Here is a 23792-nt window from a genome sequence, read left to right on the forward strand (position 1 = left end):
GCCATGTTTATCAACTCCAATCCCAAAGACTTTTTGACGCGCTTTCGCAAAGACGAAGATGGCGGCATGATCATTTTTTCACTGTATCTGTTTGTCATGATGCTGGCGATCGGAGGTATGGCCGTTGATCTGATGCGATTTGAAACGGCCCGCGCCCAATTGCAAAGCTGCACCGATACGGCGTTGCTGGCCGCGGCTGATTTGGATCAGGGAAACGACCCAGCCACCGTGTTCAATGATTATATGGACAAATGTGGCATGTCTGACTTTGTGCAAACCGGCAGCCCCGTGGTTGTCGAAGGCATCAATTACCGGTCCGTCACTGCGGATGCGACCATTGAATTGCCCACTTTGTTTATGAACATGATGGGCATCACCCAATTGGACGCGCCTTCGACCGGCACCGCAATAGAGAGCGTTTCAGAAGTTGAAATTTCGCTGGTGCTGGATATTTCCGGCTCTATGGGGTGGGCATCCAACACCGGAACGACAACCAAGCTTGAGGAATTGCAAGCGGCCGCAAATCTGTTTGTGGATATGATTTATCAGCGTTCTGATCCCGACGAAGTGTCGATCAGCATCATCCCCTATTCCACACAGGTGGCTTTGCCGCCCAATTTGCTGGACCAGTATAACGTGACCCGTGGGCACAATTATTCCAGCTGTGTGAACTTTGACTACGATGACTTTAACACTGTGTCATTGCCAACAAACCAAGCGCTGGAACACACACAGCATTTTGCCCCTTGGGGGAAATATGGCCCGGTGCGCTATGACCATTATAACCGGTCTTATGTATGTCGCCCCGAAGCTGCGTCTGCGATCCTGCCCATGAGCGGCGACCCAGATGTCCTGAAAGCCCATATCAACGCGTTGACCCCAGGTGGGAACACGTCCATCGATATTGGGGTGAAATGGGGCGTGGCACTGTTGGATCCATCCGCACAGCCTGCCATCAACGCATTGATCGCCAATAACGAAGTAAACTCTGTCTTCTCTGGTCGCCCCTATACCGTGGCCAGCGGTCAATCGATGAAAATCGTGATTGTGATGACGGATGGGAAAAACACCACGCAATATATGCTGGATGACACCCTGCGCGGGTCCATGTCCGACGTTTACGAAGATCCGGTTTCTGGCCACTACTTTGTGGATTCCGACGAAGAAGGCCACCGGGATGGCGACGGTATCCCCGACGAACGTTGGTTCTATCCGCGGGCGGAACGGTATGGCTGGGGCAACCAATGGCGTCGCGATTGGGAAGTGCCTGCCAACTTGCGTCAACTGCCCTATTCGGAACTCATGAACGAAGTGACGATGCAATATAACGCAGACTATCACTATGGTCGCCAGCACGACTGGTCGTCTGATTACAATTCCCAGTACAACAACATCCTGGAAACGGTAAATGCAGGGACCAAAAACAGTCGTCTAGATGACATTTGTGACGTCGCCAAAAGTGATCCAAACAATATGGTGGTCTACACGATCGGCTTTGAGGTTGACGATCCATCCGCGGCTGTGATGGCAGATTGCGCATCCTCGGCGTCCCACTTCTATCGTGTGGGTGGTCCAGAAATCATGGATGCGTTCCAATCCATCGCACGTCAGGTGAATGAACTGAGGCTCGTACAATGATGCGCACCCCTACCTTTCTCACCCGCTGCGGCATCTTGTTGCGAGATCGGATCGACCGGTTTCGCAGCGACGAACGGGGATCTGTTTCGATCGAAATGGTTCTGGTCGTCCCGATGTTGTTTTGGTGCTATCTGGGGATGTTCGTCTATTTTGACGCATTCCGCGCAAAGTCCGCGACGGAAAAGGCAACATTCACCATTGCCGACTTTATCGGCCGGATCGACAACCGCGAAATCGAAGACGTTGTGACCCCCGAAATCATTGATTCCATGTACGAATTGCATGGATTGTTGACCCATTCGCGCCTGCGCACTGGTGTGCGTATTTCGGTTATCAGCTGGAATGCCAATCGGGGCCGGTATTACCGGGTTTGGTCTGAATGGCGTGGCAGACGGGCGCGTGACACAGGTGGTCTGCGCGGTGTTGGTCGGTTGACCAACACCGCGCTTATTAGCCCCGAATACACGGATCGACTGCCGACAACGATGCTGCACACGGAACGCCTTATCTTGGTGGAAACATTTGCCATCTATGAACCGCCCTTTAATCTGGCTTGGGACGCATTTGGAACAGGTCAAGAAACATTTGGCCCGCATATCAAGCCGTATCAAATGGATACGTTGGTGTTTTACCGCCCTCGGTTCAGCGAACGGATTTGTTTCAACGACGATCCCAATTATGATCCGGTCGCGGCCGTGTGCTAATCAGCGGGACGCAATCCGAAACGCGATTTGTTCGGCCATAAATTTGGACGCCCCGGCAGAGGTAACCCCGCCAACGCCAACCCGGCGCCCCAATGCCCAATACAGCCCCGGCGCCCAGGCGCGGGGCTGTTTTTCGGTCAAAACAAGTGTAAATCCATTAGACGGCTTAAACGCAAAAACGCCCCGTTCAACGTCTTTGATGTCTTCGATCCGCGCCAGAACACGCCCAGCGCTGTCTGACAATCCCTCTTCGGTCAGGGTCAACACCAACAATGTCGCCCGGCGCAAATGTTCGGCCCCAAACAGAACCACAGCCCCAAATGCAATCAGGAACACCTGCCAGATCAAAGCGGGGGGATTGGTAAAGGCCAGATAAATCAACAACGCCCCGAGCGCGTATAAAACCATCAACGCAAACAACCGGCGCCCGGCCGAGGCATTTAAGGTTGCGTAAACACCGTTTTCATCTGGTCCCATCATCATTGGTCATCCCCACCGATTTGCGCACGAGATCCAGATAGATCTCTTCGATCCGTTCGATCGAAAGGCGCCCCCCGGCCCGATACCAGTTGGTCATGCCCGTGAGAAGGGCAATCAGCGCCAAAGTCGCGACCTTGGTGTCCTCGATGGCAAAAACACCCTCATTTACGCCCTGAACAAGGATCGCTTCTAAGGCATCCTCATATTGTTTACGCATCTGTTCGATCATGACAAAGTTGTCCGGCGTCAGATTGCGCAGCTCCATATAGGACAAAAACACCTCATCCGTGCGCGGAATGTGGAACTGAATGTGGAACCGTGTGAACGCTTCGAGCTGCTGTTCGGCGTCACCTTGGATGTCTGCGCCAGCAAGGGCGGCCAACAACGATTCCATATGGGCGTTCAACAAATCAAACAATAAGGCCTGTTTGTCTTTGGTATAATTATAAAGCGCCCCAGCCTGCACGCCCACTTCTTTGGCAATCTGGCGCATTGAGACCGCCGCATAGCCATGTTGCGCAATCAGCCGCAAGGCGGCATCGCGCACCCGGGGGCCAGTGATATCGGAATGTGATCCAGTTTTTCGTGCCATAGCCCTTGATAACTGAACAATCATTCAATTGAAAACCCCTCGCATCACCGGACGGGCACAGGTAAGGTCGCGCCGAACCATCGGGCGACCTGACAGGTAGAAGTTATGCGGTATGCGTTGATTGTATTTTTATTGGCCAGTTGCACGCAATTTCCGCAACTTGACGCCACTTTGCCGGCTGAAAATGCAATCGCGCCGCGTGTTGTTCCGTTGGGTCCGATTCTGGCACAGGCCGATCGGTTGGGCGGACAAACCACCGATTTCGACGCGATCAATGCGGATCTGCAAACCCGGCTGTCGCAATTGCGCAGCCGCGCTGCCAATCTGCAAGGTCCCGTGATCCCGACGGCCACGCGCAACAGAATGCGACGTGGGATTGACACCTCTGCGTTGCAGTAAGCCGCCTTTCCCGCTATCCCCCCTGTCGAACCCGAAACTGATCGAAAGACGCACGCCATGACCACTCCTCTTCGCCTCGGAATTGCAGGTCTCGGCACGGTGGGTGTCGGGGTGATTAAAATCCTGCACCAAAAAGCCAATTTACTGGCGGAACGCACCGGCCGGCCCATTGAAATCGTCGCCGTTTCTGCACGGTCCAAAGGCAAAGATCGCGGCGTATCCCTGGATGGATATGCATGGGAAGACGATCCAGTTGCATTGGCCAAACGCGACGACATTGATGTATTTGTCGAATTGATGGGCGGCGATAGCGGCCCCGCCAAGGACGCAACCGAAGCCGCGCTGGCCAGTGGCAAAGATGTCGTCACCGCCAACAAAGCGCTGCTGGCCCATCACGGCCAAAATCTGGCCGAAATTGCCGAAGCGTCAAACCATGTCATCCGGTTCGAAGCCGCGGTTGCGGGCGGTATCCCAGTGATCAAAGCCCTGACCGAAGGCTTGGCTGGCAATGACATCACCCGCGTCATGGGCGTGATGAACGGCACCTGCAACTACATCCTGACCCGGATGGAAAACGCTGGCCTGACCTACGAAGAGGCGTTTGCCGAAGCAGATGGGCTTGGATATTTGGAAGCGGATCCCAATCTGGATGTGGGCGGGATTGATGCGGGCCACAAACTGGCGCTGCTGGCGGCAATTGCCTATGGCACACAGCCCGATTTCGACGCCGTCGAACTAGAAGGCATCGGATCGATCACAATCGAAGATATCCGCCAAGCCGCCGATATGGGCTATAAAATCAAGCTGTTAGGCGTCGCGCAAATGACCGGCCGGGGGTTGGAACAACGCATGTCGCCGTGCCTTGTGCCTGCCACGTCCCCGCTGGGTCAGCTCGAAGGGGGCACCAATATGGTGGTGCTGGAAGGCGATCATGTGGGGCAGATTGTGCTGCGTGGCGCAGGTGCCGGCGAAGGCCCAACCGCCAGCGCGGTTTTGGGCGACATCATGGATATTGCCCGTGGCATCCGCATTTCGACCTTTGGCCAACCGGCCGCTGGCCTGACCAAGGCGCGCGCCGCACGGGCCGCCATTGCCGCACCTTATTATCTGCGCATGGAATTGCATGATAAACCCGGCGCTTTGGCCAAAATCGCCACCCAATTGGGTGAGGCTGGTATTTCCATCGACCGGATGCGCCAATATGGCCACAATGCCGGCGCGGCACCTGTTTTGATCGTAACCCACAAAACCACTCGCAATGCCGTCGAAGACGCGCTGAAAGGGTTTGATCGCACCGGCGTTGTGGCGACCAAGCCCGTTGTGATCCGGATCGAGACCGTAGAATAACGTTTAAAAGCCGTGTATTAGTTGAGTAATGAGTGATGAATTGGTTTGCCTCGGTTGACATCTATTGTGAACGTCTAAGCCCGGCCTATTGGGCAGAGCCGGTAAACGCCCTGTCCAACATTGCCTTTGTTTTGGCGGCAATCTGGGCGGGGTTCAGCGCCAAATCCCGTGGCATCACGTCGCCTGCAATCTGGGTTCTGATCCCTTGGGCGGCGTTGATCGGCGTTGGATCCTACCTGTTTCACACCCATGCAAACCGCTGGAGCGAGATGGCCGATGTCATTCCGATCTGGGGATTTGTCGCCGCGTATGTCCTGATCAGCGTCAACCGTTTGGGGGGTGTCCAACCCGGCAAACTGGCCAAGATCGTCGCGATCGGGGCAATTTGTGGCTTTATCACGTCGGTGTTTTTTGCCATCGGCGAAGGCGACACCACGACGCTTGCGCATGATTACACGCATTCTGTTGATCCGCTGAATGGATCTGGCCAATACGCGCCCGCCTTGATTGCGCTGTTGGTTTTGTCCTTTGTGATGTGGCGACGTAAGCATCCGCAACGGGGTTGGGCCTTGGGGGCGGTGGCCGTGTTTTTCACATCCCTGTTGGCGCGCACCGTCGATATGTCCCTATGCGAAGCGATTCCCGGCGGGACCCATTTTATGTGGCACATTCTGAACGGATTGATGGTTGGGCTGCTTTTGCAATTGCTGATCCGCGCCACCCCAGCAAAACAACGTATTTAACCGCGTATTTACGCACCCAAACCTTGTAAATTGCCCTCTGCCTGCGCTACATGGCGGCAACCTAATGACCCAAAGGACCTTTGAAATGCACAAGCCACCCGAATTTCACGACCGTATGTTGTCTTTGGGCTTGGCCCGCGTATCAGAGGCAGCGGCGATTGCGTCTGCCAAACTGATCGGTCGTGGCGACGAAAAAGCCGCGGATCAGGCGGCTGTTGATGCGATGCGCACCCAGCTGAACCAGCTGGAAATTCAGGGTGTTGTTGTGATCGGCGAAGGCGAACGCGACGAAGCGCCAATGCTGTATATCGGCGAAGAAGTGGGCAGCGGCGAAGGCCCAGCGGTAGACATCGCGCTGGACCCGCTGGAAGGCACAACATTGACCGCCAAAGACATGCCAAATGCCTTGGCTGTGATTGCCATGGGCCCGCGCGGTTCCATGCTGCACGCGCCAGACACCTATATGCGTAAACTGGCCATTGGGCCGGGCTATGAGGACGGCGTTGTGACGCTGGCCATGTCCCCAACCGAACGGGTTCAGGCCCTGGCCAAAGCCAAAGGCTGTGAGCCGTGGAACATCACCGTTTGCGTTCTGGAACGTCCACGCCACGAAGACATGATCGCTGAATTGCGCGCCACGGGCTGTGCGATCCGCCTGATCACAGATGGGGATGTGGCCGGCGTTATGCATTGCGCGGAACCCGACCAAACCGGCATCGACATGTATATGGGCGACGGTGGCGCCCCCGAAGGCGTGCTGGCCGCAGCCGCATTGAAATGTATGGGCGGTCAAATCTTTGGTCAGCTGTTGTTCCGCAATGACGACGAACGGGGCCGCGCCGCCAAGGCAGGCATCACCGATCTGGACCGTATTTATACACGCGATGAAATGGTCACAGGCGACGTGATCTTTGCCGCGACAGGCGTGACAGACGGTTCGTTGCTGCCCGGCATCAAACGCGAAGTCGGCTATCTGACCACAGAAACATTGTTGATGCGGTCCAAAACCGGGTCGGTGCGGCGCATGTCTTACCGCAACCCGCGCGACTAATGATTGGGCCTGCCCTGATCCTGATCGACATCCAGACCGGCTTTGATGCGCCGGTCTGGGGCGATCGCAATAACCCACTGGCCGAAGAAAATGCCGGTCGTTTGCTGGCCGCATGGCGTGCGCAGAACCACCCTGTGGTTCATATTCGCCATATCAGCGTCGAACCCGGATCGCCGCTTGGACCACAAACAGGCGGCACCGATTTCAAACCCGAAGTCACCCCCCTGCCCGACGAAGTCATTTTCGACAAATCCGTCAATTCCGCCTTTATCGGCACTGATCTGGAACCTCATTTGCGCGCCCTTGGCGTGACCGATCTGGTGATCTGTGGATTGACCACGCCCCATTGCGTGTCCACCACCAGCCGTATGGCCGCCAATCTGGGGTTCAACGTCACTTTGGCCCACGACGCCTGCGCAGCCTTCACCGGCAATGCCAGCACCGGTTGGTCCGATTTGCCAGCCATGTCAGCCACGGACATCCACAATTCCGCCGTGTCACATTTGCATGGTGAATTTGTCATCGCCCGCCCAACCCAGTCGTTTTTTGCCGACTAAGTGCAAAACCCTGTGTCCGCTTTCTATCCCGACCAGCGCCGGATAGAAGTGCCCTATCAATACGGCATTTGCGGAACGTTTGGGGGCAGTCATGAATGATACACTTGCGGGCAAAGGAACCGATTTTCTGGGCGTTGGCACGTCTTTGTCCGGGCGCAAATGGGTAGGTCCAAACATCGAAGAAGACCGCCAAGCCGAAACGCTGATCCAGCAGACCGGCCTGCCTGCGCCGTTGGCCCGCGTGTTGGCGAAACGCGGCATCGCCCCGCAAGACGCCGAAACCTATCTGGCCCCTGCCCTGCGGGATTTGCTGCCGGACCCGCGATCACTGCGCGACATGGAAAAGGCGGCGACGCGGTTCCTGTTGGCTGTGAAAAACCGTCAACGCATTGCAATATTTGCAGATTATGATGTGGATGGCGGCACCTCAGCCGCGCTGTTGATCGATTGGCTGCGCCAGATGGGATTGCAGGCCACATTGTATATCCCGGATCGCATCGACGAAGGATACGGGCCAAATGAGCCAGCCATGGCCGAATTGGCCGCAAAGCACGATCTGATCATTTGTGTGGATTGCGGGACCCTGTCCCATGATCCTATTGCGGCAGCCCAAGGGGCGGATGTGATTGTGCTGGACCACCATCTGGGCGGCGAAACCCTGCCTGATGCCCATGCGGTTGTGAACCCCAACCGGCAGGACGAAACCGGCGATCTGGGGCATCTCTGTGCTGCGGCGGTCGTGTTTTTGATGTTGGTCGAGGCAAACCGCCAAATGCGCGCAGACAATGCCAAAGGTCCTGACCTGATGGCGATGTTGGATCTGGTGGCACTGGCGACTGTGGCGGATGTGGCACCCCTGATTGGGGTCAACCGCGCCCTGGTGCGCCAAGGGCTCAAGGTGATAGCACAGCGCCGTCGCATCGGTCTGACAGCATTGGCGGATGTGGCCGGGTTGGATACCACGCCCACGTCCTATCACCTTGGGTTCCTGTTGGGGCCACGTGTGAATGCCGGTGGACGGATTGGGGCGGCTGATCTGGGCGCGCGTCTGTTGGCCACAACTGATCCGCACGAAGCCGCCGCATTGGCCGAAAAGCTGGACAAACTGAACCACGAACGTCGCGAAATCGAAACCTTTGTACGCGACGCTGCATTGGAACAGGCGCGTGAACGGGGCCTGGACGGCCCGCTGGTCTGGGCCGCAGGCGAAGGCTGGCATCCCGGCGTGGTTGGCATCGTCGCGTCCCGATTAAAAGAGGCCACAAACCGACCCGCCATTGTCATCGGGCTGGATGGCGATGAGGGCAAAGGATCCGGGCGTTCGATCAATGGCGTCGATCTGGGCGCGTCGATCCAACGCGCAGTCAGCGATGGCCTGTTGCTCAAGGGGGGTGGGCACAAAATGGCGGCGGGCCTGACCGTGGCACGCGACCAGTTGGAACCCGCCATGGCGCGCATTTGCGAATTGCTCGCCAAACAGGGGGCCGGCGATGCGGGCCCGTCAGATTTGAAACTGGACGGTATCCTGATGCCCGGCGCCGCGTCGGTTGAACTGGTGAACAGGCTCGAAGAGGCAGGGCCTTACGGGGCCTCCTCTCCTGCGCCGCGATTCGCCCTGCCCGATTGCCAAATCCTGTTCACCAAAGAGGTGGGCAGCGGTCATCTAAAGCTGAGTTTTGGCGATGGATTGTCGGCGCGCATGGATGCAATCGCATTTGGCGCGCTGGACAGCGACATGGGGCGCGCGTTGATGAACCACAAAGGCAGGCGATTCCATCTGGCGGGACGTCTGGATGTGAACACGTGGCAAGGGCGTCAATCTGTGCAGCTGCGATTAGAAGATGCCGCCGAGGCCTGACAGGCCTTAAAAATATGAAGTTTTGACAGACAAATTAACTTTCTTTCAGGAAGTTGGAAAAAGTTTGAAAAAACATCTTGCGGACCTTCATCGCACAATCTAAAAGCCCCCTCACAGCAAGCGTGGCCCGTTCGTCTATCGGTTAGGACGCCAGGTTTTCAACCTGGAAAGAGGGGTTCGATTCCCCTACGGGCTGCCACTTTTTCCTTTGCTTTGATACTGACAGATGCCCTTTGGGGCTGGTTGGGGCATGGATGATCGCTGACTCAGCAGCCAATACATTTGACAATCCGCGTCAGGCCAAAAACTGGCCCAACGCATACATTCCGACAGACCTATGCAGGGGCTTTGTCTAGCCGATTGAGGATGTTGGAATAGTTTTCAACGCCTTGCGCACCGGTCACCAGATGTTTCTGGTCAAACACCACGGCCGGAACGCCGCGGATGCCTTGGTTGACCCAAAAACTTTGCGCCTCGCGCACCGCTTTTGCGTACCGTTGATCGGCCAACACGGCCAATGCTTCGTCCCGATCCAACCCAATTTCACCCGCAATATCCGCCAAAACAGAATCATCCGATAGGTTGCGCCCATCGGTGAAATACGCCTCAAACAGCGCCAGTTTCAAATCGTGCTTGCGATCCAAGCTCTCGGCCCAATGCAACAATTGATGGGTGTTAAACGTGTTATGCATCCGGGTTGCGTCACTGAACTGAAACGTAAACCCCAGCCCTGCCCCCAATTCGGTCAGCTGCGCGCGGTTTTGTTCTGACTGCGCGACCGTGATGTTGTATTTCTCAACCAGATGATCGCGCAGGTTCTGCCCTTCGGCTGGCATGTCTGGGTTCAATTCAAACGGATGCCAGTGCAATTCGTACTCTGTGCCCTCGGCCTCTAGGGCGCGGGTCAGTTGCTGATAGCCAACGATGCACCACGGGCACATCACATCTGATACAACATCAATCCTGAGCGGCTTTTTCATCGAGAGGTCCTATTTGAAACGGTATGCGCGGTGATCGCGCGGTTGGCACAATAGCTAGGGATGCGCCGGACCAGTTGCCAGAGCAGCGGCCAAATTGGCGGATCACAATTTCGCGTTACATCGCTGAGATCGCTATCGGAACTGGCGCGGGCTGGCTGGATAGCCAATCGCGAAACGCCACCAATGTCGGGTTTTCGCCGCCCTTTTCTGGCCAAACCAGATAATACGCCCCCGTGCTGGTGGGTTTGGTATCTGGCAATTGCACCAATGTTCCGTTTTCCAGTTCCTGCGCCACCAGATAATCCGGCATCAAAGCGACCCCTAACCCAGCAAGGGCCGCCCGCAACATGGTACCAAATTGATCCACCACCATCACGGGTTGGCGGTGCTCAGCCCAGCCCTGATCGGTGGACCATTGCGCCCAAGCCTGCGGTCGGGTTTCCAGCTGCAAACGTGGGAGCGACTGGGCCTTGCCGGATTGCAGCAATTGCGCGCTTGCCACGGCCAGAATTTGTTCGTCCCACAATTTCAACGCGTTGGTGCCCGGCCAGTCGTTTTGACCACGATGGATGGCCGCATGAAACGCCGCTTCGCCCGGCGCTGCGGTGAAATCAAACGGTACTGTCCGCGTAGACATATGCAACGTGATCCCTGGATGATTGCGCAGAAAATCCGGCAATCGGGGGGCCAGCCAATGGGTGCCAAAGCTGGGCAAAATGGCCAAATTCAAAATGCCGCCATCCGGATTGGCCTGCAAGGCAATCGTGGCGGCAGAAATCTGGGCCAACCCTGCGCGAATTTCGCTCGCATAATGCCGCCCCGGTTGCGTCAGGCGCAGGCGTTTGCGATCCCTTTCAAACAAAGATGTGCCCAATTGGGTTTCTAGTCGCTGGATTTGGCGGCTCACCGCGCTTTGGGTCAAATCCAGCTCAGACGCAGCATCCGTCACAGAGCCAAGCCGCGCAACCGCCTCAAAGGCCGTCAGGCATGACAATCCGGGGGTGCGGCTGCGTGATGCGGTCATATCATTCCCATTTAGCATGTTCTCATACCCGAATAACAGTTTTTCGGCGGCTTTGCATGATGTATTGATGAATAAATAGCAAGACAGGACCCTTTCATGCCCCATACTCTTTCTGCCCAGAGCCAGCCGGAATTGTCATCCTTTTCCTGGGAGGATCCCCTGCTGCTAGACACGCAATTAACCCAAGAAGAACGCATGTTACGGGATGCGGCGCGGGAATTTGCGCAGGACAAATTGCAGCCTCGGGTCACCAAGGCCTATGCGACGGAACACACCGACCCGGATATTTTTCGGGAAATGGGGGATATGGGCCTGCTTGGCACAACGATCCCGGAAACATATGGCGGATTGGGGACAAATTACGTGTCTTATGGTCTGGTGGCCCGCGAAATTGAGCGTGTGGATTCCGGCTATCGGTCGATGATGTCGGTCCAGTCCTCTTTGGTGATGTACCCGATCTATGCCTATGGCACCCAAGAGCAGCGCCAGAAATATCTGCCCGGCTTGGCCGCGGGGACGTTGATCGGGTGTTTTGGCCTCACGGAACCAGATGCAGGATCGGATCCCGGCAGCCTGAAAACCCGCGCCACAAAAACCGCCACCGGGTACACATTGACTGGCAGCAAAATGTGGATTTCCAACAGTCCAATCGCGGATGTGTTTGTGGTTTGGGCCAAATCCGACGCCCATGACGGCAAAATCAAAGGCTTTGTTCTGGAAAAAGGCATGGCGGGCCTGACGACCCCAAAAATCGACGGAAAATTGTCGCTACGTGCATCGATTACCGGCGAAATTGTCATGGATGATGTCCAAGTCGGCGAAGACGCCTTATTGCCGAATGTAAGCGGCCTGAAAGGACCGTTTGGGTGCCTGAACCGGGCGCGGTACGGCATTGCGTGGGGCGTTATGGGCGCGGCCGAGGCGTGCTGGCACGGCGCACGTCAATATGGGCTGGATCGCAAACAATTCGGCAAACCTTTGGCGCAAACGCAGCTGTTTCAGCTAAAACTGGCCAATATGCAGACCGAAATCACGCTGGGTTTGCAGGCCGCGTTGCAGGTCGGACGATTGATGGATGATGCCCGCGCCGCCCCCGAAATGATCAGTCTGATCAAACGAAACAATTGCGGCAAAGCGCTGGAAATCGCCCGCCATTCCCGTGACATGCATGGGGGCAATGGCATCGCGGATGAATTCCAGATCATGCGCCACATGATCAATCTGGAAACCGTGAACACCTATGAGGGCACCCATGATGTGCATGCTCTGATCTTGGGCCGTGCACAAACTGGATTACAGGCGTTTTTCTAAAGGGTTAGATCATGGATCGTGCGGATATTGTTGATCAGGCGTTTCGCAACCGGGTCGCAAGGGGGGATTTCCCAATTGGCGCTGCGCCTTCTGGCCCGCTGAGCAGCAAACAGGCCCTCGCGATTTTCAAAGCCCAGTGCCAGAGCCGCAATTTAGACCGCAGATCACGCAAAATGCAGGCCGCCGGCCAAGGCTATTATACGATCGGGTCGTCTGGGCACGAAGGCATGGCCGCCGTGGCCGCTGCCCTGCGGCCCGATGATATGGCGTTTTTGCATTACCGTGACGGGGCGTTTCAAACCATGCGGTCGGCGCAGGTGTCTGGCATTGATCCGGTTCGCGATATGCTGCTCAGCTTTGCGACGGCGATGGATGATCCAATCTCAGGCGGACGGCACAAAGTGCTGGGATCAAAGCCTTTGAACATACCGCCCCAAACCTCGACCATTGCGTCCCACTTACCCAAAGCGGTGGGGGCGGCCTATTCCATCGGGCTGGCCAAACGCCATGCCCCGCAGCATCAGACACTGGCCAATGATGGCATCGTCATGTGTTCCTTTGGGGATGCGTCATCAAACCATTCGACCGCTCAGGGCGCAATCAATTCGGCCTGCTGGACATCCTATCAATCCGCGCCCCTTCCTCTGCTTTTTGTTTGCGAAGACAACGGCATAGGCATTTCCACCCGCACTCCCAAAGGCTGGGTTGCCGCCAATTATGCCCATAAACCCGGCTTGGCCTATTTTAGCGCCAATGGGCTGGATCTATTTGAAACATTCCGCGTAACGCAGGCGGCGGCAGATTATGTACGCCACCAGAAAAAGCCCGCTTTCCTGCATCTGTCATTGGTGCGGCTTTATGGTCATGCCGGATCAGATGTTCAGCAATCTTACTTGCAAAAACAGGTGTTCGAAGACTGGGAAGCGGATGATCCATTGCTGCATTCCGCACGTTTGCTGATCGAATATGGGGCGGCTCGCCCGGATGATATTCTGGCGATGTATCAACACGCCGAGGATCATTGCACCACCATCGCCCAACAGGTCGTGACCCGCCCTCATTTGCAAACCGGCGAACAGGTGATGGCATCGCTGATCCCCCCAACGCGCGCTTGCGCTGAGATAAACCCAATTCACCCCGACGCTCGCCAAGCCGCGTTTGGGTCGGATTTCAAACTGATGGCCAGCCCCCAACCCATGTCGCGATTGCTGAACTGGGCGTTAACCGACCTGATGTTGCAGCACCGCGAAATCATTTTGATGGGCGAAGATGTCGGACGCAAAGGGGGCGTTTATGGCGTCACGCAGAAATTACAGGACCGGTTTGGCGCCGATCGCATAATTGACACCCTACTGGACGAACAAAGCATCCTCGGGCTGGCAATCGGGCTGGCGCATAACGGTTTTGTCCCAATGCCGGAAATCCAGTTTCTGGCGTATTTGCACAATGCCGAGGATCAGCTCAGAGGAGAAGCGGCCACTTTGCCGTTCTTTTCAAATGGGCAATTCAGCAATCCGATGGTGCTGCGCATTGCCGGGCTTGGATACCAAAAAGGCTTTGGTGGGCATTTTCATAACGACAATTCATTGGCTGTGTTACGTGACATTCCGGGGATCATCATCGCCTGCCCGTCACGCGGGGATGATGCGGCAATGATGCTGCGCGAATGTGTCCGTTTGGCCCACGAGGAACAGCGCGTGGTGGTGTTTGTGGAACCTATCGCGCTTTATCCGATGCGCGATTTGATCACCGACAAAGACGGCGGTTGGATGGCACAATACCCCGCCCCGGACCAGCGTATTGGGCTGGGTCACGTCGGGGTTGATGGCGATGGACCACTGGCGATTTTGACCTATGGCAATGGTCGGTATCTATCGACCCAAGCGGTCACAGATCTGGCCGCCGACGGGATCAGCGCCCGAGTCATTGATATGCGCTGGCTTGCACCATTGCCGATCAACGGTATTCTTGAGGCATTGCAAGGGGCTAAAAAGGTGCTGATCGTGGATGAATGTCGCACAACAGGAAGCCAATCTGAGGCCTTGATGGCGATGCTGCAGGAACAAACCTCGCTTGCGCATGCGCGGATCGCAGCCCTGGACAGCTTTGTGGCCACCGGCCCGGCATATGCGGCCACCATGCCGTCGCGCAGCTCCATTGCTGCGGCGGCGCGGGCATTGTGGAATGACGTCTGAACTCTCTGATACATTGTGGTACGAAACGTGCCGCGATAGGTTTTCTGCCCCAAGTTTGAGCGATTATATAACCTGCGATATCGCAATAATCGGCGGGGGTTATACTGGCCTTTCTGCTGCGTTACAGGCCGCAAATCTAGGCGCAAAGGTCTGTTTGATCGAAGCGGGCACAATTGGCCAAGGCGGGTCTGGCCGCAATGTTGGATTGGTCAATGCAGGCCTGTGGTTGCCACCTGACGACATCGCTTCAAAACTGGGGGCCGACATTGCGCAGCGGCTGACCACACATTTGGCTCGTGCGCCGGATCTGGTGTTTGATTTGATAAATCAGCACGGTATCGCATGTGACCCAGTCCGCAACGGTACATTGCATTGCGCCCATTCCCCCAGCGGATTGCGCGATCTGCAAAACCGTTTTGCGCAGCTACGCGCCCGCGATGCCCCTGTCGCGATGATCTCAGAAGGTGAAACGGCCCGACGCGTTGGTACGTCGGGGTTATGTGGCGCGCTCTTTGATCCGCGTGCCGGGACGATCCAGCCCCTTGCTTATGCCAAAGGATTGGCGCGCGCGGCACATAAAAATGGGGCCATGTTATTTGAACATTCCCCCGCATTATCGGTGCAAAAAGAAGCGCAATTCTGGCGCATAAAAACGCCTGACGGCCAAATCCGCGCAACGTCAATCTTGGTTGCGACCAATGGATATACAATCCCGTTTGAAACTCTATTTTCCCCGCAAATCCCAATGAAAACAATTCCAATCCACTATTTTCAGGCCGCAACACCCCCTTTGAACGACCAACAGCGCGCCCAAATCCTGCCAAACCAAGAGGGTTGCTGGGACACGGCTTTGATAATGTCATCATGGCGGATGGACGTGTCAGGCCGGTTGATCATTGGAGGGATGGGGCGACTTGATCATATTGCCGGCAATGTGCATTCCGCTTGGCTAAGGCGGAAATTGTCAAAAATGTTTCCAATGTTGCGTGATACCCCCCTGGCCCATTCGTGGTTTGGACGGATCGCCATGACCCCAAAACACATCCCAAAAATCCTGCAATTCGGCCCCAATGCCTTTGCAATTTTTGGCTATTCTGGGCGGGGTATTGGGCCGGGAACGTTTTTTGGTACCCAAATGGGGTCCGCTTTGGTTTCAGGGGACCTAACGCACCTGCCTGTACCGCCAGAACGTGATCACTCAGTGGCCTTTTCGGGCCTGTGCGAAGCCTTTTACGAAACCGGTGCGACCTTGTCCCATTTGATCCGTGATCGCGGCGCAAAATAGCCCACACCATTGATGGTACCACCACCCAAGGCCAAAGCGAACCGAGTCGTTTTCATCGTCCCTGCGCCAATCCGAAACCCGTTTCGGTGTCATATTTCGTCCTAAAAATACGCGCTTTCGCCACTTTTTTCACAGCATTTCCAACGAATTGCTAAAAAACTCAGCCCTTTTCAAAGAAATTCGTTGCCGAAACCGGTTTCGGAGCAAAACCTGACATCAGGGAGGAAAATATGTCTGAGCATCGCAACCGCGCTGACCACAAAATCACCACGCGTCGCGTGACGATTGCGGATGTGTCCGACGCGCTTGGCTTAACCAAAAGCACCGTGTCCAGAGCCCTGAACGGATACCCAGACATCGCCGATGCCACACGATTGCGCGTCGCCAATATGGCAACCAAATTGGGCTATCGCCCCCTGTCCCATGCACAGGCCATTAAAACCGGGCGCACACGTTCCTTGGGACTTGTTGTTCAAACCGGCGATCACGACGGAGCCAGCCCATTTTTGGCGGATTTCCTCGCGGGGATTTCTTTTGCTGCATCATCAGAAGGGTGGACATTGTCGGTCGCCACATCCACCGACATGCAGGATACGCTGGAAAAAATCCAAGAATTGCAGCGGGACCGCAAAGCGGATGGATTTATCCTGCCACGCACGATGTTGCTCGATCCGCGGGTGGATCTGTTACAGGCCACCAACACACCTTTTGTGCTGTTTGGGCGCACCGAAACCAGTCAGGATTGTGCATGGTATGACATCCTCGGGGAACGGGCGATGGAACGGGCTGTTGTACGTTTGTCGGCCATGGGGCATCGCCAAATTGCCTTTGTAAACGGGGGCTTGGATTACACTTATGCAAAATTACGCCGCGAAGGGTATTTGCACGGATTGAACGTCACAGGTTTGGATATCGATCCTGATCTGATCATCGAAAACGCCGTCACACCCGATGCAGGCCGTCTGGCCACCCTATCGCTGCTCAGCCGTCCCAGCCCGCCGACCGCCATCGTGTTCAGCGTGGATCGCGCTGCCTTGGGGGCCTATCACGCCGCGCAGGAACTGGGGCTGACATTGGGGCGCGATTTTTCGGTGATCGCCTATGATGGCATCCCCGAAGGCGCCTATCAAACCCCGCCCCTGTCCACCTATTCCGTGCGCCACCGCGAAGCCGGGGAACGGCTGGGTCACATGTTGATCGAAATCATCCGGGGCAACACATCCAAAAACATACCAGATACCGCGCAGGAAACCGCACTGGCCGATTTTCTGGATCGCGGATCGGCGGCTCCGCCCGCCCTGACGTCAAATGAACTGGCCAGAAAAATCCGAAACCATTCGGACGATCAAATATCCAACGGGAGGATACCAAAATGATGACCCTAAAGGCGCAGACCTTAGGAACCGCTGCGATGGCGCTTGTGTTGTCGGCATTTGCCGCGAGCGCAGACGATCTGCGGTTCTGGACAACCGAAGAACAGCCAGAACGGTTGGCAAAACAGCAGGAAATGGCGGCGGCATTTGCAGCGGCGTCCGGTCACAATGTCGAAGTGATCCCAGTGTCTGAAACCGATCTGGGCACCCGCGCCACGGCCGCCTATGCGGCAGGGGATTTGCCGGATGTGATTTACCATCCGCTGCAATATGCGCTGCCATGGGCCGAAGCCGGGATTCTGGACATAGACGCGGCCACCGATGTGGTTGAAATGCTGGGCGAAGACACATTTGCCCCCGGTGCATTGACCATGGCCGCCACGGCGGATGGGTTTGCCTCTGTGCCGGTGGATGGCTGGACGCAGATGGTGGTTTACCGCGCTGATCTGTTCGAAGAAAAGGGCCTGCAACCCCCGACATCCTACGCCAATGTACAAGCCGCGCTGGAAGCGCTGCATAACCCACCTGAGGTGTACGGCTTTGTTGCGCCCACAAAGATTGACGAAAATTTTATGAGCCAAGTGCTGGAACATGTGTTTTTGGCCAATGGCGTGACCCCGGTTGGGCGCGACGGTTTCACCGCGCTGGACGAAGCCAAAACCATCGAGGTTCTGGATTTCTACAAAGCCATCGTCGAAGCTTCGCCTCCGGGTGAGCTGTACTGGGATCAGTCGCGGTCGCTTTATTTCTCGGGCAATGCGGCGATGATCATCTGGTCACCGTTCATTTTGGATGAACTGGCCGGCCTGCGAGACAGCGCCCCGCCCACCATCACCGATGATCCTACATCCTCTGAATTGGCATCGCGCACTGGGATCGTGACCAACTTTTCTGGTCCATCCAACCCAGATGGCGCCGCATGGGGGGACATCCGCTATTTCGGTGTGACCACGGATGCGTCCACAGATGCAGCGATGGAATTCGTGCAATATTCCATGGACGAAGGCTATACCCAGACCTTGTCGATCGCACCTGAAGGCAAATTCCCTGTGCGCCGCGGCACAGCCGACAACCCAACCGAATTTGCCGAAGCTTGGGCAACATTGCCGGTGGGGGTCGATCGCAAAGCGCCTCTGGGGGATCTCTATGACCAAGCGATGATCGACGAAATCGTTGGTGGTCTGGACGTTGCACAACGTTGGGGCGTGTCAGAGGGGCAATTGTCCTTGGCATCGAAAATGATCAATTCGCAGGTGATCAACCGTCTGGTCCGGGAATATGTTGATGGCGCGCGCGACGCGTCTGCAACCGTTGCCGCCATGAACGAAGCCTTGGCTGCGATCGACTAAGCAGCCAAACCTGTCGGGGCGGCCTTCCCGTCCGCCTCGACTTTTCAGCCCTTTTTGGTTGACCATTCGGAGTAGTTTCATGACCGCCCAAACCCCGCCACGGGGCACGGGGCCACTTGCCCGACGCGAAGCGCGTTTGGCTTGGGGGCTCTTGGCACCCACAGTGATTGCCGTCTCACTTGTTGTGATCCTGCCATTGCTGGCAATTTTCTGGATCAGCTTCAAACCGGTCGAATTGGCGGATCTGCGTCCCCCTGTGCCGATTGTGCGCGAAGATTTGCGCGGCAATCCCGAAATAGCGGGCGACATTGGAACCCTGCGCTATCGATTGCGCAATTCCAGTCAGGATCAGGCGATTACAGGTGTCACGCTGACGGATACATGGCCTGCCGGGTTAGAACCGGTGGATTTGGACGACAGATGCGCCGTCACGGATGCAACATTGTTTTGTGATTTTGGCGATTGGACAGGCGGAACCCGCGAACGGTTGGAACTAGAAGTCACGGTCAGCCAGGATTTCTTTGATGCGGGGATCGACATCAAAGACAGCGCGCCAATCCTAACAGGTGACGCGGATAACATCCTGACAAACTTCGACTTTACGGCCACCAACTTTGTCAAAGTATTCGACGGTGGTGAATTTTGGTCGGTCCTTTATGTGACGCTGTTCTACACAATTGTCGGCACAATCGGCGCGCTGGTTTTCGGGCTATTTGCGGCCATGTTGCTGAACAAAAGCTTTCGAGGTCAGGGGATTTTACGCGGGCTTTATCTGTTTCCCTATGTGGCCCCGGTCATCGCGGTGGCGTTTGCGTGGATTCTGCTGTTTGATCCGTTTTCCGGATCCGCCAATGCCCTGTTGGTACAGATGGGCGTGACCACAGAAACGATCAATTTCTTCGGTGAAAAACCACTAGCCTTGATCATGGTCACAGTGTTTGAAATCTGGCGGTATTTCCCGCTGTCTTTCCTGTTCATTCTGGCCCGGATGCAAAGCATCGACACAGACATGTACGAAGCCGCCGATATGGATGGCGCATCGCCGTTTCAGAAATTCTGGTATCTCAGCATGCCGCAATTGCTGGGCATTCTGTCCGTTTTGTTCCTGTTGCGGTTCATCTGGACCTTTAACAAATTCGACGACATTTTCCTGCTGACCGGCGGCAATGCGGGCACACGAACATTGACGGTGAACGTCTATGAACAGGCCTTTGCGGTCAGCAATATCGGTGCAGGTGCGGCTGTGGCTGTGGTGATTTTCTGCTGTTTGCTGCTGTTTTCGGTCTTCTTCTTCAAATTCATCAGCCAGGAGGAAGGGCTATGAGCCTGCTGCGTTACGGCTATGTCACCGGCCCGCTTTTGGGGGCGATGTGGACGTTTATCATTGCCACAACCGTCGCCGTGGCCATGTCATTTGGCACAGGTGACGCGTTTCGACCGTCCTTGTGGATGTCGCTGATCTGGGGCGCCGCACTTGGATTTGCCTGCCTGCCCGGACATTGGGGCAAACCAGTCGGAGCAGGTGTGGCGATCAGCGTCCTCAGCTTGCTCGGCTTTGGGCCGATCATTTCAGGTGCAAATGTTTCTGGATTTTCCAGCCTCCTCGGGGCGTTATCAATGGCGGGATTTTCGGCCCTCGGCCTGTGGATCATGCTGCGCGAATGCCAGCCAGCCGCACTGACCCGCCATGAATTCGAAGAGGCCGTGATCCGGTTTCTGACCGGATTTGGCTATATCTTTTTCACCGCAATTGTCCTGATCCCGTTTTACGTGATGGTCATGACCAGCCTGAAAAACCAATCCGAACTGATCCAAAACCCGCTCGATTTTTCGATCGATTTTTCCAAAGGCTGGGATTTGTTCCGATCCTATAGCGAATTGTTCGGTCAGTTCGATTTTGGCACTTATTTGTGGACCTCATTCTTTATTTCTGTGCTGACCGTGTTCATCACGCTGGCCTTTGCCGTGCCGGGTGCCTATGCCATCGCCCGCCTTAGATTTAAGGGGCGCGCTGCCTTTGGCCGGTCCATCCTGCTGATCTATATGGTGCCGATGATCGTTCTGGCGCTGCCGATTTACATCGCGTTTTCGATGACGGGCTTGCGCAACTCGATCTTTGGGATTGTGCTGATCTATCCGGTCACCACCATTCCCGTCGCATTGTACATGCTACAGGGCTATTTCCGCGGCCTGCCCGGCGAAGTCGAAGAGGCCGGATTGATGGATGGTTTGTCGCGACTGGCTGTCATCTGGAAAATCACCCTGCCCCTATCCCTGCCCGCTTTGGCGTCGGTGTCTCTCTATGTGTTTATGATCGCTTGGAACGAATTCCTGCTGGCATTCATGCTGCTGGATGACCCATCGAAATTCACCCTCACACGGGGCATCGCCAGCCTCAATTCCTCTGAAATTCCCCGACAGCATCTGATGGCCGGGTCGGTCATCGCGACCGTCCCAATCATGGCGCTGTTTTTAGGGCTGGAAAAATTCATGACCAAAGGCCTGACCGCCGGGTCGGTCAAAGGTTAATCACCCAAAACGGGTAACGAGATGAAGAAAATGAATGATATGAAATATTTAACCCTCAATGAAAAAGCCGTCGCCATCCTGCAAAGCAATGATCGGGGGGGGTATACTGTGCCCACTTCGGGGCTGTATCCGTATCAGTGGAACTGGGATTCTGTGTTTGCGGCTTGGGGGTTTGCGACCTTTGATAAACCGCGCGCATGGGATGAATTGGACACGTTGTTTGCGTCGCAATGGGATGATGGCATGGTGCCGCATATCATTTTCCATCAGGACGATCCGGGCTATTTCCCCGGCCCAGATATGTGGCAGGTCAACCGCAACCCCGCCACATCCGGCATTTCCCAGCCACCCGTTGCTGCCACATTAGCGCGTGAAATTCTGGCCATGGATCCCGATGGATTGGACCGCGTCCGCGCGCTGTTTCCCAAAATCAAAGCATGGCATCGCTGGTGGGCTGAACAGCGATGTAGCCAAGGCCCTGTCGCGATCACCCATCCATGGGAATCTGGGCGTGACAATTGCCCGGATTGGGATATCGGCATGGCCAATGTCGACGGGTCCAATGTCGGCGATTACCAACGCCGGGACACCGGCCATGTGGACGCATCAATGCGCCCCGGCAAAGAAGATTACGACCGCTATCTGGCGATCCTTTATTTTGGGCGTGACACGGGTTGGAACCAGTCAGAAATTGTTGCCAATGGCCCATTTCTGATGGCCGATCCCGGCATCACATTCATCCTGTTGCGCGCCCATGTTGATCTGATCGAAATTGGCCGCCAACTGGGCGAAGACGTACAGGAAATAGAAACCTGGGCCGCCGCCCTCAGATCGTCATTGCCGATGATCTGGAACGCTGACATCGGGGCTTATGATGCGCGTGATCTGCGCACGGGCACCTTTAGCGGGAATATTGGGTCGGGTGCGTTTTTGTCTCTTCTCGCAGATGAAAGCACCCCAGAGCTGGACACACATCTTCAGCGGATATGGGATGCGGTGGCGTACGGCATTCCGTCCTTTGACCCGGATGCGGTTCTGTTTGATCCACGTCGATATTGGCGCGGGCCAACCTGGCCGGTTGTCAATTCCCTGATCGCCTTGGGTCTGCGCCGTGCTGGGCGTTTCGAAGACGAAGCCAGACTGCGTCGTGAAACTGCCCAACTGATTAGCAAACATGGGTTTTTTGAATATTTCGACCCCAAAGATGCAACCCCATGTGGCGGCAATGATTTTACCTGGACAGCTGCAATCTGGCTCACTTGGGCCGGGCGGGATTTCCAAGAGGAGGCAGATTAATGTCATCGATTGAACTCAGAGGTGTCGAAAAATGGTTCGGCGACGTGCAGGTCATCAAAGGTGTGGACCTGTCGATCAAAAAGGGGGAATTCGTGATCTTTGTCGGCCCCTCGGGCTGTGGGAAATCAACGTTGTTGCGGATGATTGCCGGTCTAGAAGAAACCAGCCGCGGCGAAATCAACATTGATGGCCGCGATGCCACCGCCGAGCCGCCCAGCCGCCGTGGGCTGGCGATGGTTTTTCAGTCTTACGCGCTTTATCCACACATGAGCGTGCGGGATAATGTCGGGTTTCCGCTAAAGGCTGCGGGCAAATCCAAGGCCGACATTCAGGCCAAAGTGGACCATGCCGCAGAGGTGCTTAAACTGGGTCCCTATCTGGATCGCCGCCCCAAGGACCTGTCGGGGGGGCAACGCCAACGGGTTGCGATTGGGCGGTCCATCGTGCGCGATCCCACAGCGTTTTTGTTTGACGAACCTCTGTCAAATCTGGATGCGTCGCTGCGTGTGGAAATGCGATATGAAATCGCGAAACTGCACCAAACGCTTGATACGACAATGATTTACGTCACTCACGATCAGGTCGAAGCCATGACATTGGCCGACCGGATTGTTGTGTTGGAATTTGGAAAAATCGCTCAGGTGGGCACGCCACGCGACCTATACGAAAACCCGGCAAACCTATTTGTAGCGCAATTTATCGGTTCGCCCAAAATGAATGTCATCCCCTGCACGGCCGCCAACAATCAGGCCGTCGCCATCGGGGGTCGCCCTATCCAAGGCCCCCAGCAACCAGCGGTGCATTTGGGCATTCGCCCGGAACACATCACGCTGGTTAACCCGGGCCAAGGTGCCATGGATGGCGTTGTGGATGTGCTGGAATATCTCGGTGCGGATACGTTTGTGATTTTCGATTGCGGCGAAGCAGGTCAGGTAAATGTCCGCGTCAACGGTGAAACCACGCTCAAACCCGGTGAAACGGTGGGGTTGTCATTTGCCCCAACGAGCATGCATTTCTTTGATACTGATGGCTTGGCCATCCCGTTCACCGGCACAGCGGTATAGCCCAACAATCGGACGTG

At 55.9% G+C, this 23792-nt stretch carries 21 protein-coding genes and 1 tRNA gene; 18 read left to right on the top strand and 4 right to left on the bottom strand.

The window, feature by feature from the left end; genetic code table 11:
* Positions 1–3 precede the first annotated feature (3 nt).
* Both AB1F12_RS11960 and AB1F12_RS11965 read left to right on the top strand, forming a co-directional pair.
* A complete protein-coding gene (locus AB1F12_RS11960) occupies positions 4–1638 on the top strand; it encodes a pilus assembly protein TadG-related protein (RefSeq protein WP_368184601.1) in 1635 nt (544 codons plus the stop codon).
* The gene (locus AB1F12_RS11965; RefSeq protein WP_368184602.1) at positions 1635–2342 is read left to right on the top strand and encodes a TadE/TadG family type IV pilus assembly protein; all 708 of its coding nucleotides are present in this window, start codon (positions 1635–1637) and stop codon (positions 2340–2342) included. The genes AB1F12_RS11960 and AB1F12_RS11965 overlap by 4 nt, the downstream gene beginning before the upstream one ends.
* Here the strand turns inward: AB1F12_RS11965 and AB1F12_RS11970 are convergent, their stop codons facing one another.
* Together AB1F12_RS11970 and AB1F12_RS11975 are read right to left on the bottom strand one after the other, a co-directional pair.
* On the bottom strand, positions 2343–2825 hold the full coding sequence (locus AB1F12_RS11970) for a hypothetical protein (RefSeq protein ID WP_368184603.1): 483 nt from the start codon (positions 2823–2825) through the stop codon (positions 2343–2345).
* On the bottom strand, positions 2806–3414 hold the full coding sequence (locus tag AB1F12_RS11975) for a TetR/AcrR family transcriptional regulator (RefSeq protein WP_368184604.1): 609 nt from the start codon (positions 3412–3414) through the stop codon (positions 2806–2808). Before AB1F12_RS11975 ends, AB1F12_RS11970 begins: the two co-directional genes overlap by 20 nt.
* Positions 3415–3519: 105 nt before the next feature.
* Between AB1F12_RS11975 and AB1F12_RS11980 the strand changes: the two genes are divergently transcribed.
* The 7 genes from AB1F12_RS11980 to AB1F12_RS12010 all read left to right on the top strand — a co-directional run bounded on the left by AB1F12_RS11980 (position 3520) and on the right by AB1F12_RS12010 (position 9568).
* The gene (locus AB1F12_RS11980; RefSeq protein WP_368184605.1) at positions 3520–3813 is read left to right on the top strand and encodes a hypothetical protein; all 294 of its coding nucleotides are present in this window, start codon (positions 3520–3522) and stop codon (positions 3811–3813) included.
* A gap of 57 nt (positions 3814–3870) precedes the next feature.
* The gene (locus AB1F12_RS11985) at positions 3871–5160 is read left to right on the top strand and encodes a homoserine dehydrogenase (protein ID WP_368184606.1); all 1290 of its coding nucleotides are present in this window, start codon (positions 3871–3873) and stop codon (positions 5158–5160) included.
* A 35-nt stretch (positions 5161–5195) separates the two neighbouring features.
* Positions 5196–5903 carry a ceramidase domain-containing protein gene (locus AB1F12_RS11990; RefSeq protein ID WP_368184607.1) on the top strand — a complete coding sequence of 236 codons (708 nt, stop codon included), beginning with the start codon at positions 5196–5198 and terminating at the stop codon, positions 5901–5903.
* An 85-nt stretch (positions 5904–5988) separates the two neighbouring features.
* Positions 5989–6954 carry a class II fructose-bisphosphatase gene (gene glpX, locus AB1F12_RS11995; protein ID WP_368184608.1) on the top strand — a complete coding sequence of 322 codons (966 nt, stop codon included), beginning with the start codon at positions 5989–5991 and terminating at the stop codon, positions 6952–6954.
* The gene (locus tag AB1F12_RS12000; RefSeq protein ID WP_368184609.1) at positions 6954–7511 is read left to right on the top strand and encodes a cysteine hydrolase family protein; all 558 of its coding nucleotides are present in this window, start codon (positions 6954–6956) and stop codon (positions 7509–7511) included. Before glpX ends, AB1F12_RS12000 begins: the two co-directional genes overlap by 1 nt.
* 91 nt (positions 7512–7602) lie before the next feature.
* On the top strand, positions 7603–9369 hold the full coding sequence (gene recJ, locus AB1F12_RS12005) for a single-stranded-DNA-specific exonuclease RecJ (RefSeq protein ID WP_368184610.1): 1767 nt from the start codon (positions 7603–7605) through the stop codon (positions 9367–9369).
* A gap of 124 nt (positions 9370–9493) precedes the next feature.
* A tRNA-Glu gene (locus AB1F12_RS12010) sits at positions 9494–9568 on the top strand.
* A 136-nt stretch (positions 9569–9704) separates the two neighbouring features.
* Here the strand turns inward: AB1F12_RS12010 and AB1F12_RS12015 are convergent.
* Together AB1F12_RS12015 and AB1F12_RS12020 are read right to left on the bottom strand one after the other, a co-directional pair.
* A complete protein-coding gene (locus AB1F12_RS12015) occupies positions 9705–10349 on the bottom strand; it encodes a DsbA family protein (protein ID WP_368184611.1) in 645 nt (214 codons plus the stop codon).
* 115 nt (positions 10350–10464) lie between these two features.
* A complete protein-coding gene (locus tag AB1F12_RS12020; protein WP_368184612.1) occupies positions 10465–11373 on the bottom strand; it encodes a LysR family transcriptional regulator in 909 nt (302 codons plus the stop codon).
* A 96-nt stretch (positions 11374–11469) separates the two neighbouring features.
* Between AB1F12_RS12020 and AB1F12_RS12025 the strand changes: the two genes are divergently transcribed.
* The 9 genes from AB1F12_RS12025 (at position 11470) to AB1F12_RS12065 (ending at position 23775) form a co-directional block, all read left to right on the top strand.
* A complete protein-coding gene (locus AB1F12_RS12025) occupies positions 11470–12684 on the top strand; it encodes an acyl-CoA dehydrogenase (RefSeq protein ID WP_368184613.1) in 1215 nt (404 codons plus the stop codon).
* An 11-nt stretch (positions 12685–12695) separates the two neighbouring features.
* Positions 12696–14879 carry a thiamine pyrophosphate-dependent enzyme gene (locus AB1F12_RS12030; protein ID WP_368184614.1) on the top strand — a complete coding sequence of 728 codons (2184 nt, stop codon included), beginning with the start codon at positions 12696–12698 and terminating at the stop codon, positions 14877–14879.
* The gene (locus AB1F12_RS12035) at positions 14869–16164 is read left to right on the top strand and encodes an NAD(P)/FAD-dependent oxidoreductase (RefSeq protein WP_368184615.1); all 1296 of its coding nucleotides are present in this window, start codon (positions 14869–14871) and stop codon (positions 16162–16164) included. The genes AB1F12_RS12030 and AB1F12_RS12035 overlap by 11 nt, the downstream gene beginning before the upstream one ends.
* Positions 16165–16394: 230 nt before the next feature.
* Positions 16395–17540 carry a LacI family DNA-binding transcriptional regulator gene (locus AB1F12_RS12040; RefSeq protein ID WP_368184616.1) on the top strand — a complete coding sequence of 382 codons (1146 nt, stop codon included), beginning with the start codon at positions 16395–16397 and terminating at the stop codon, positions 17538–17540.
* Positions 17537–18886, top strand: a complete 1350-nt coding sequence (locus AB1F12_RS12045; protein WP_368184617.1) for an ABC transporter substrate-binding protein — start codon at positions 17537–17539, stop codon at positions 18884–18886. Before AB1F12_RS12040 ends, AB1F12_RS12045 begins: the two co-directional genes overlap by 4 nt.
* Before the next feature lie 79 nt (positions 18887–18965).
* Positions 18966–20210, top strand: a complete 1245-nt coding sequence (locus AB1F12_RS12050; RefSeq protein WP_368184618.1) for an ABC transporter permease subunit — start codon at positions 18966–18968, stop codon at positions 20208–20210.
* Entirely contained in the window at positions 20207–21415 is a 1209-nt protein-coding gene (locus tag AB1F12_RS12055) for a carbohydrate ABC transporter permease (protein ID WP_368184619.1), read from the top strand. Before AB1F12_RS12050 ends, AB1F12_RS12055 begins: the two co-directional genes overlap by 4 nt.
* Before the next feature lie 30 nt (positions 21416–21445).
* Entirely contained in the window at positions 21446–22711 is a 1266-nt protein-coding gene (locus AB1F12_RS12060; RefSeq protein ID WP_368184620.1) for a hypothetical protein, read from the top strand.
* Positions 22711–23775: an ABC transporter ATP-binding protein gene (locus AB1F12_RS12065; protein WP_368184621.1), complete on the top strand. Its 1065-nt coding sequence runs from the start codon at positions 22711–22713 to the stop codon at positions 23773–23775. The genes AB1F12_RS12060 and AB1F12_RS12065 overlap by 1 nt, the downstream gene beginning before the upstream one ends.
* Positions 23776–23792 lie beyond the last annotated feature (17 nt).

This window comes from Aestuariibius sp. HNIBRBA575 (assembly GCF_040932005.1).
In the GTDB taxonomy this organism is placed as follows: Bacteria; Pseudomonadota; Alphaproteobacteria; order Rhodobacterales; family Rhodobacteraceae; genus CANLNM01.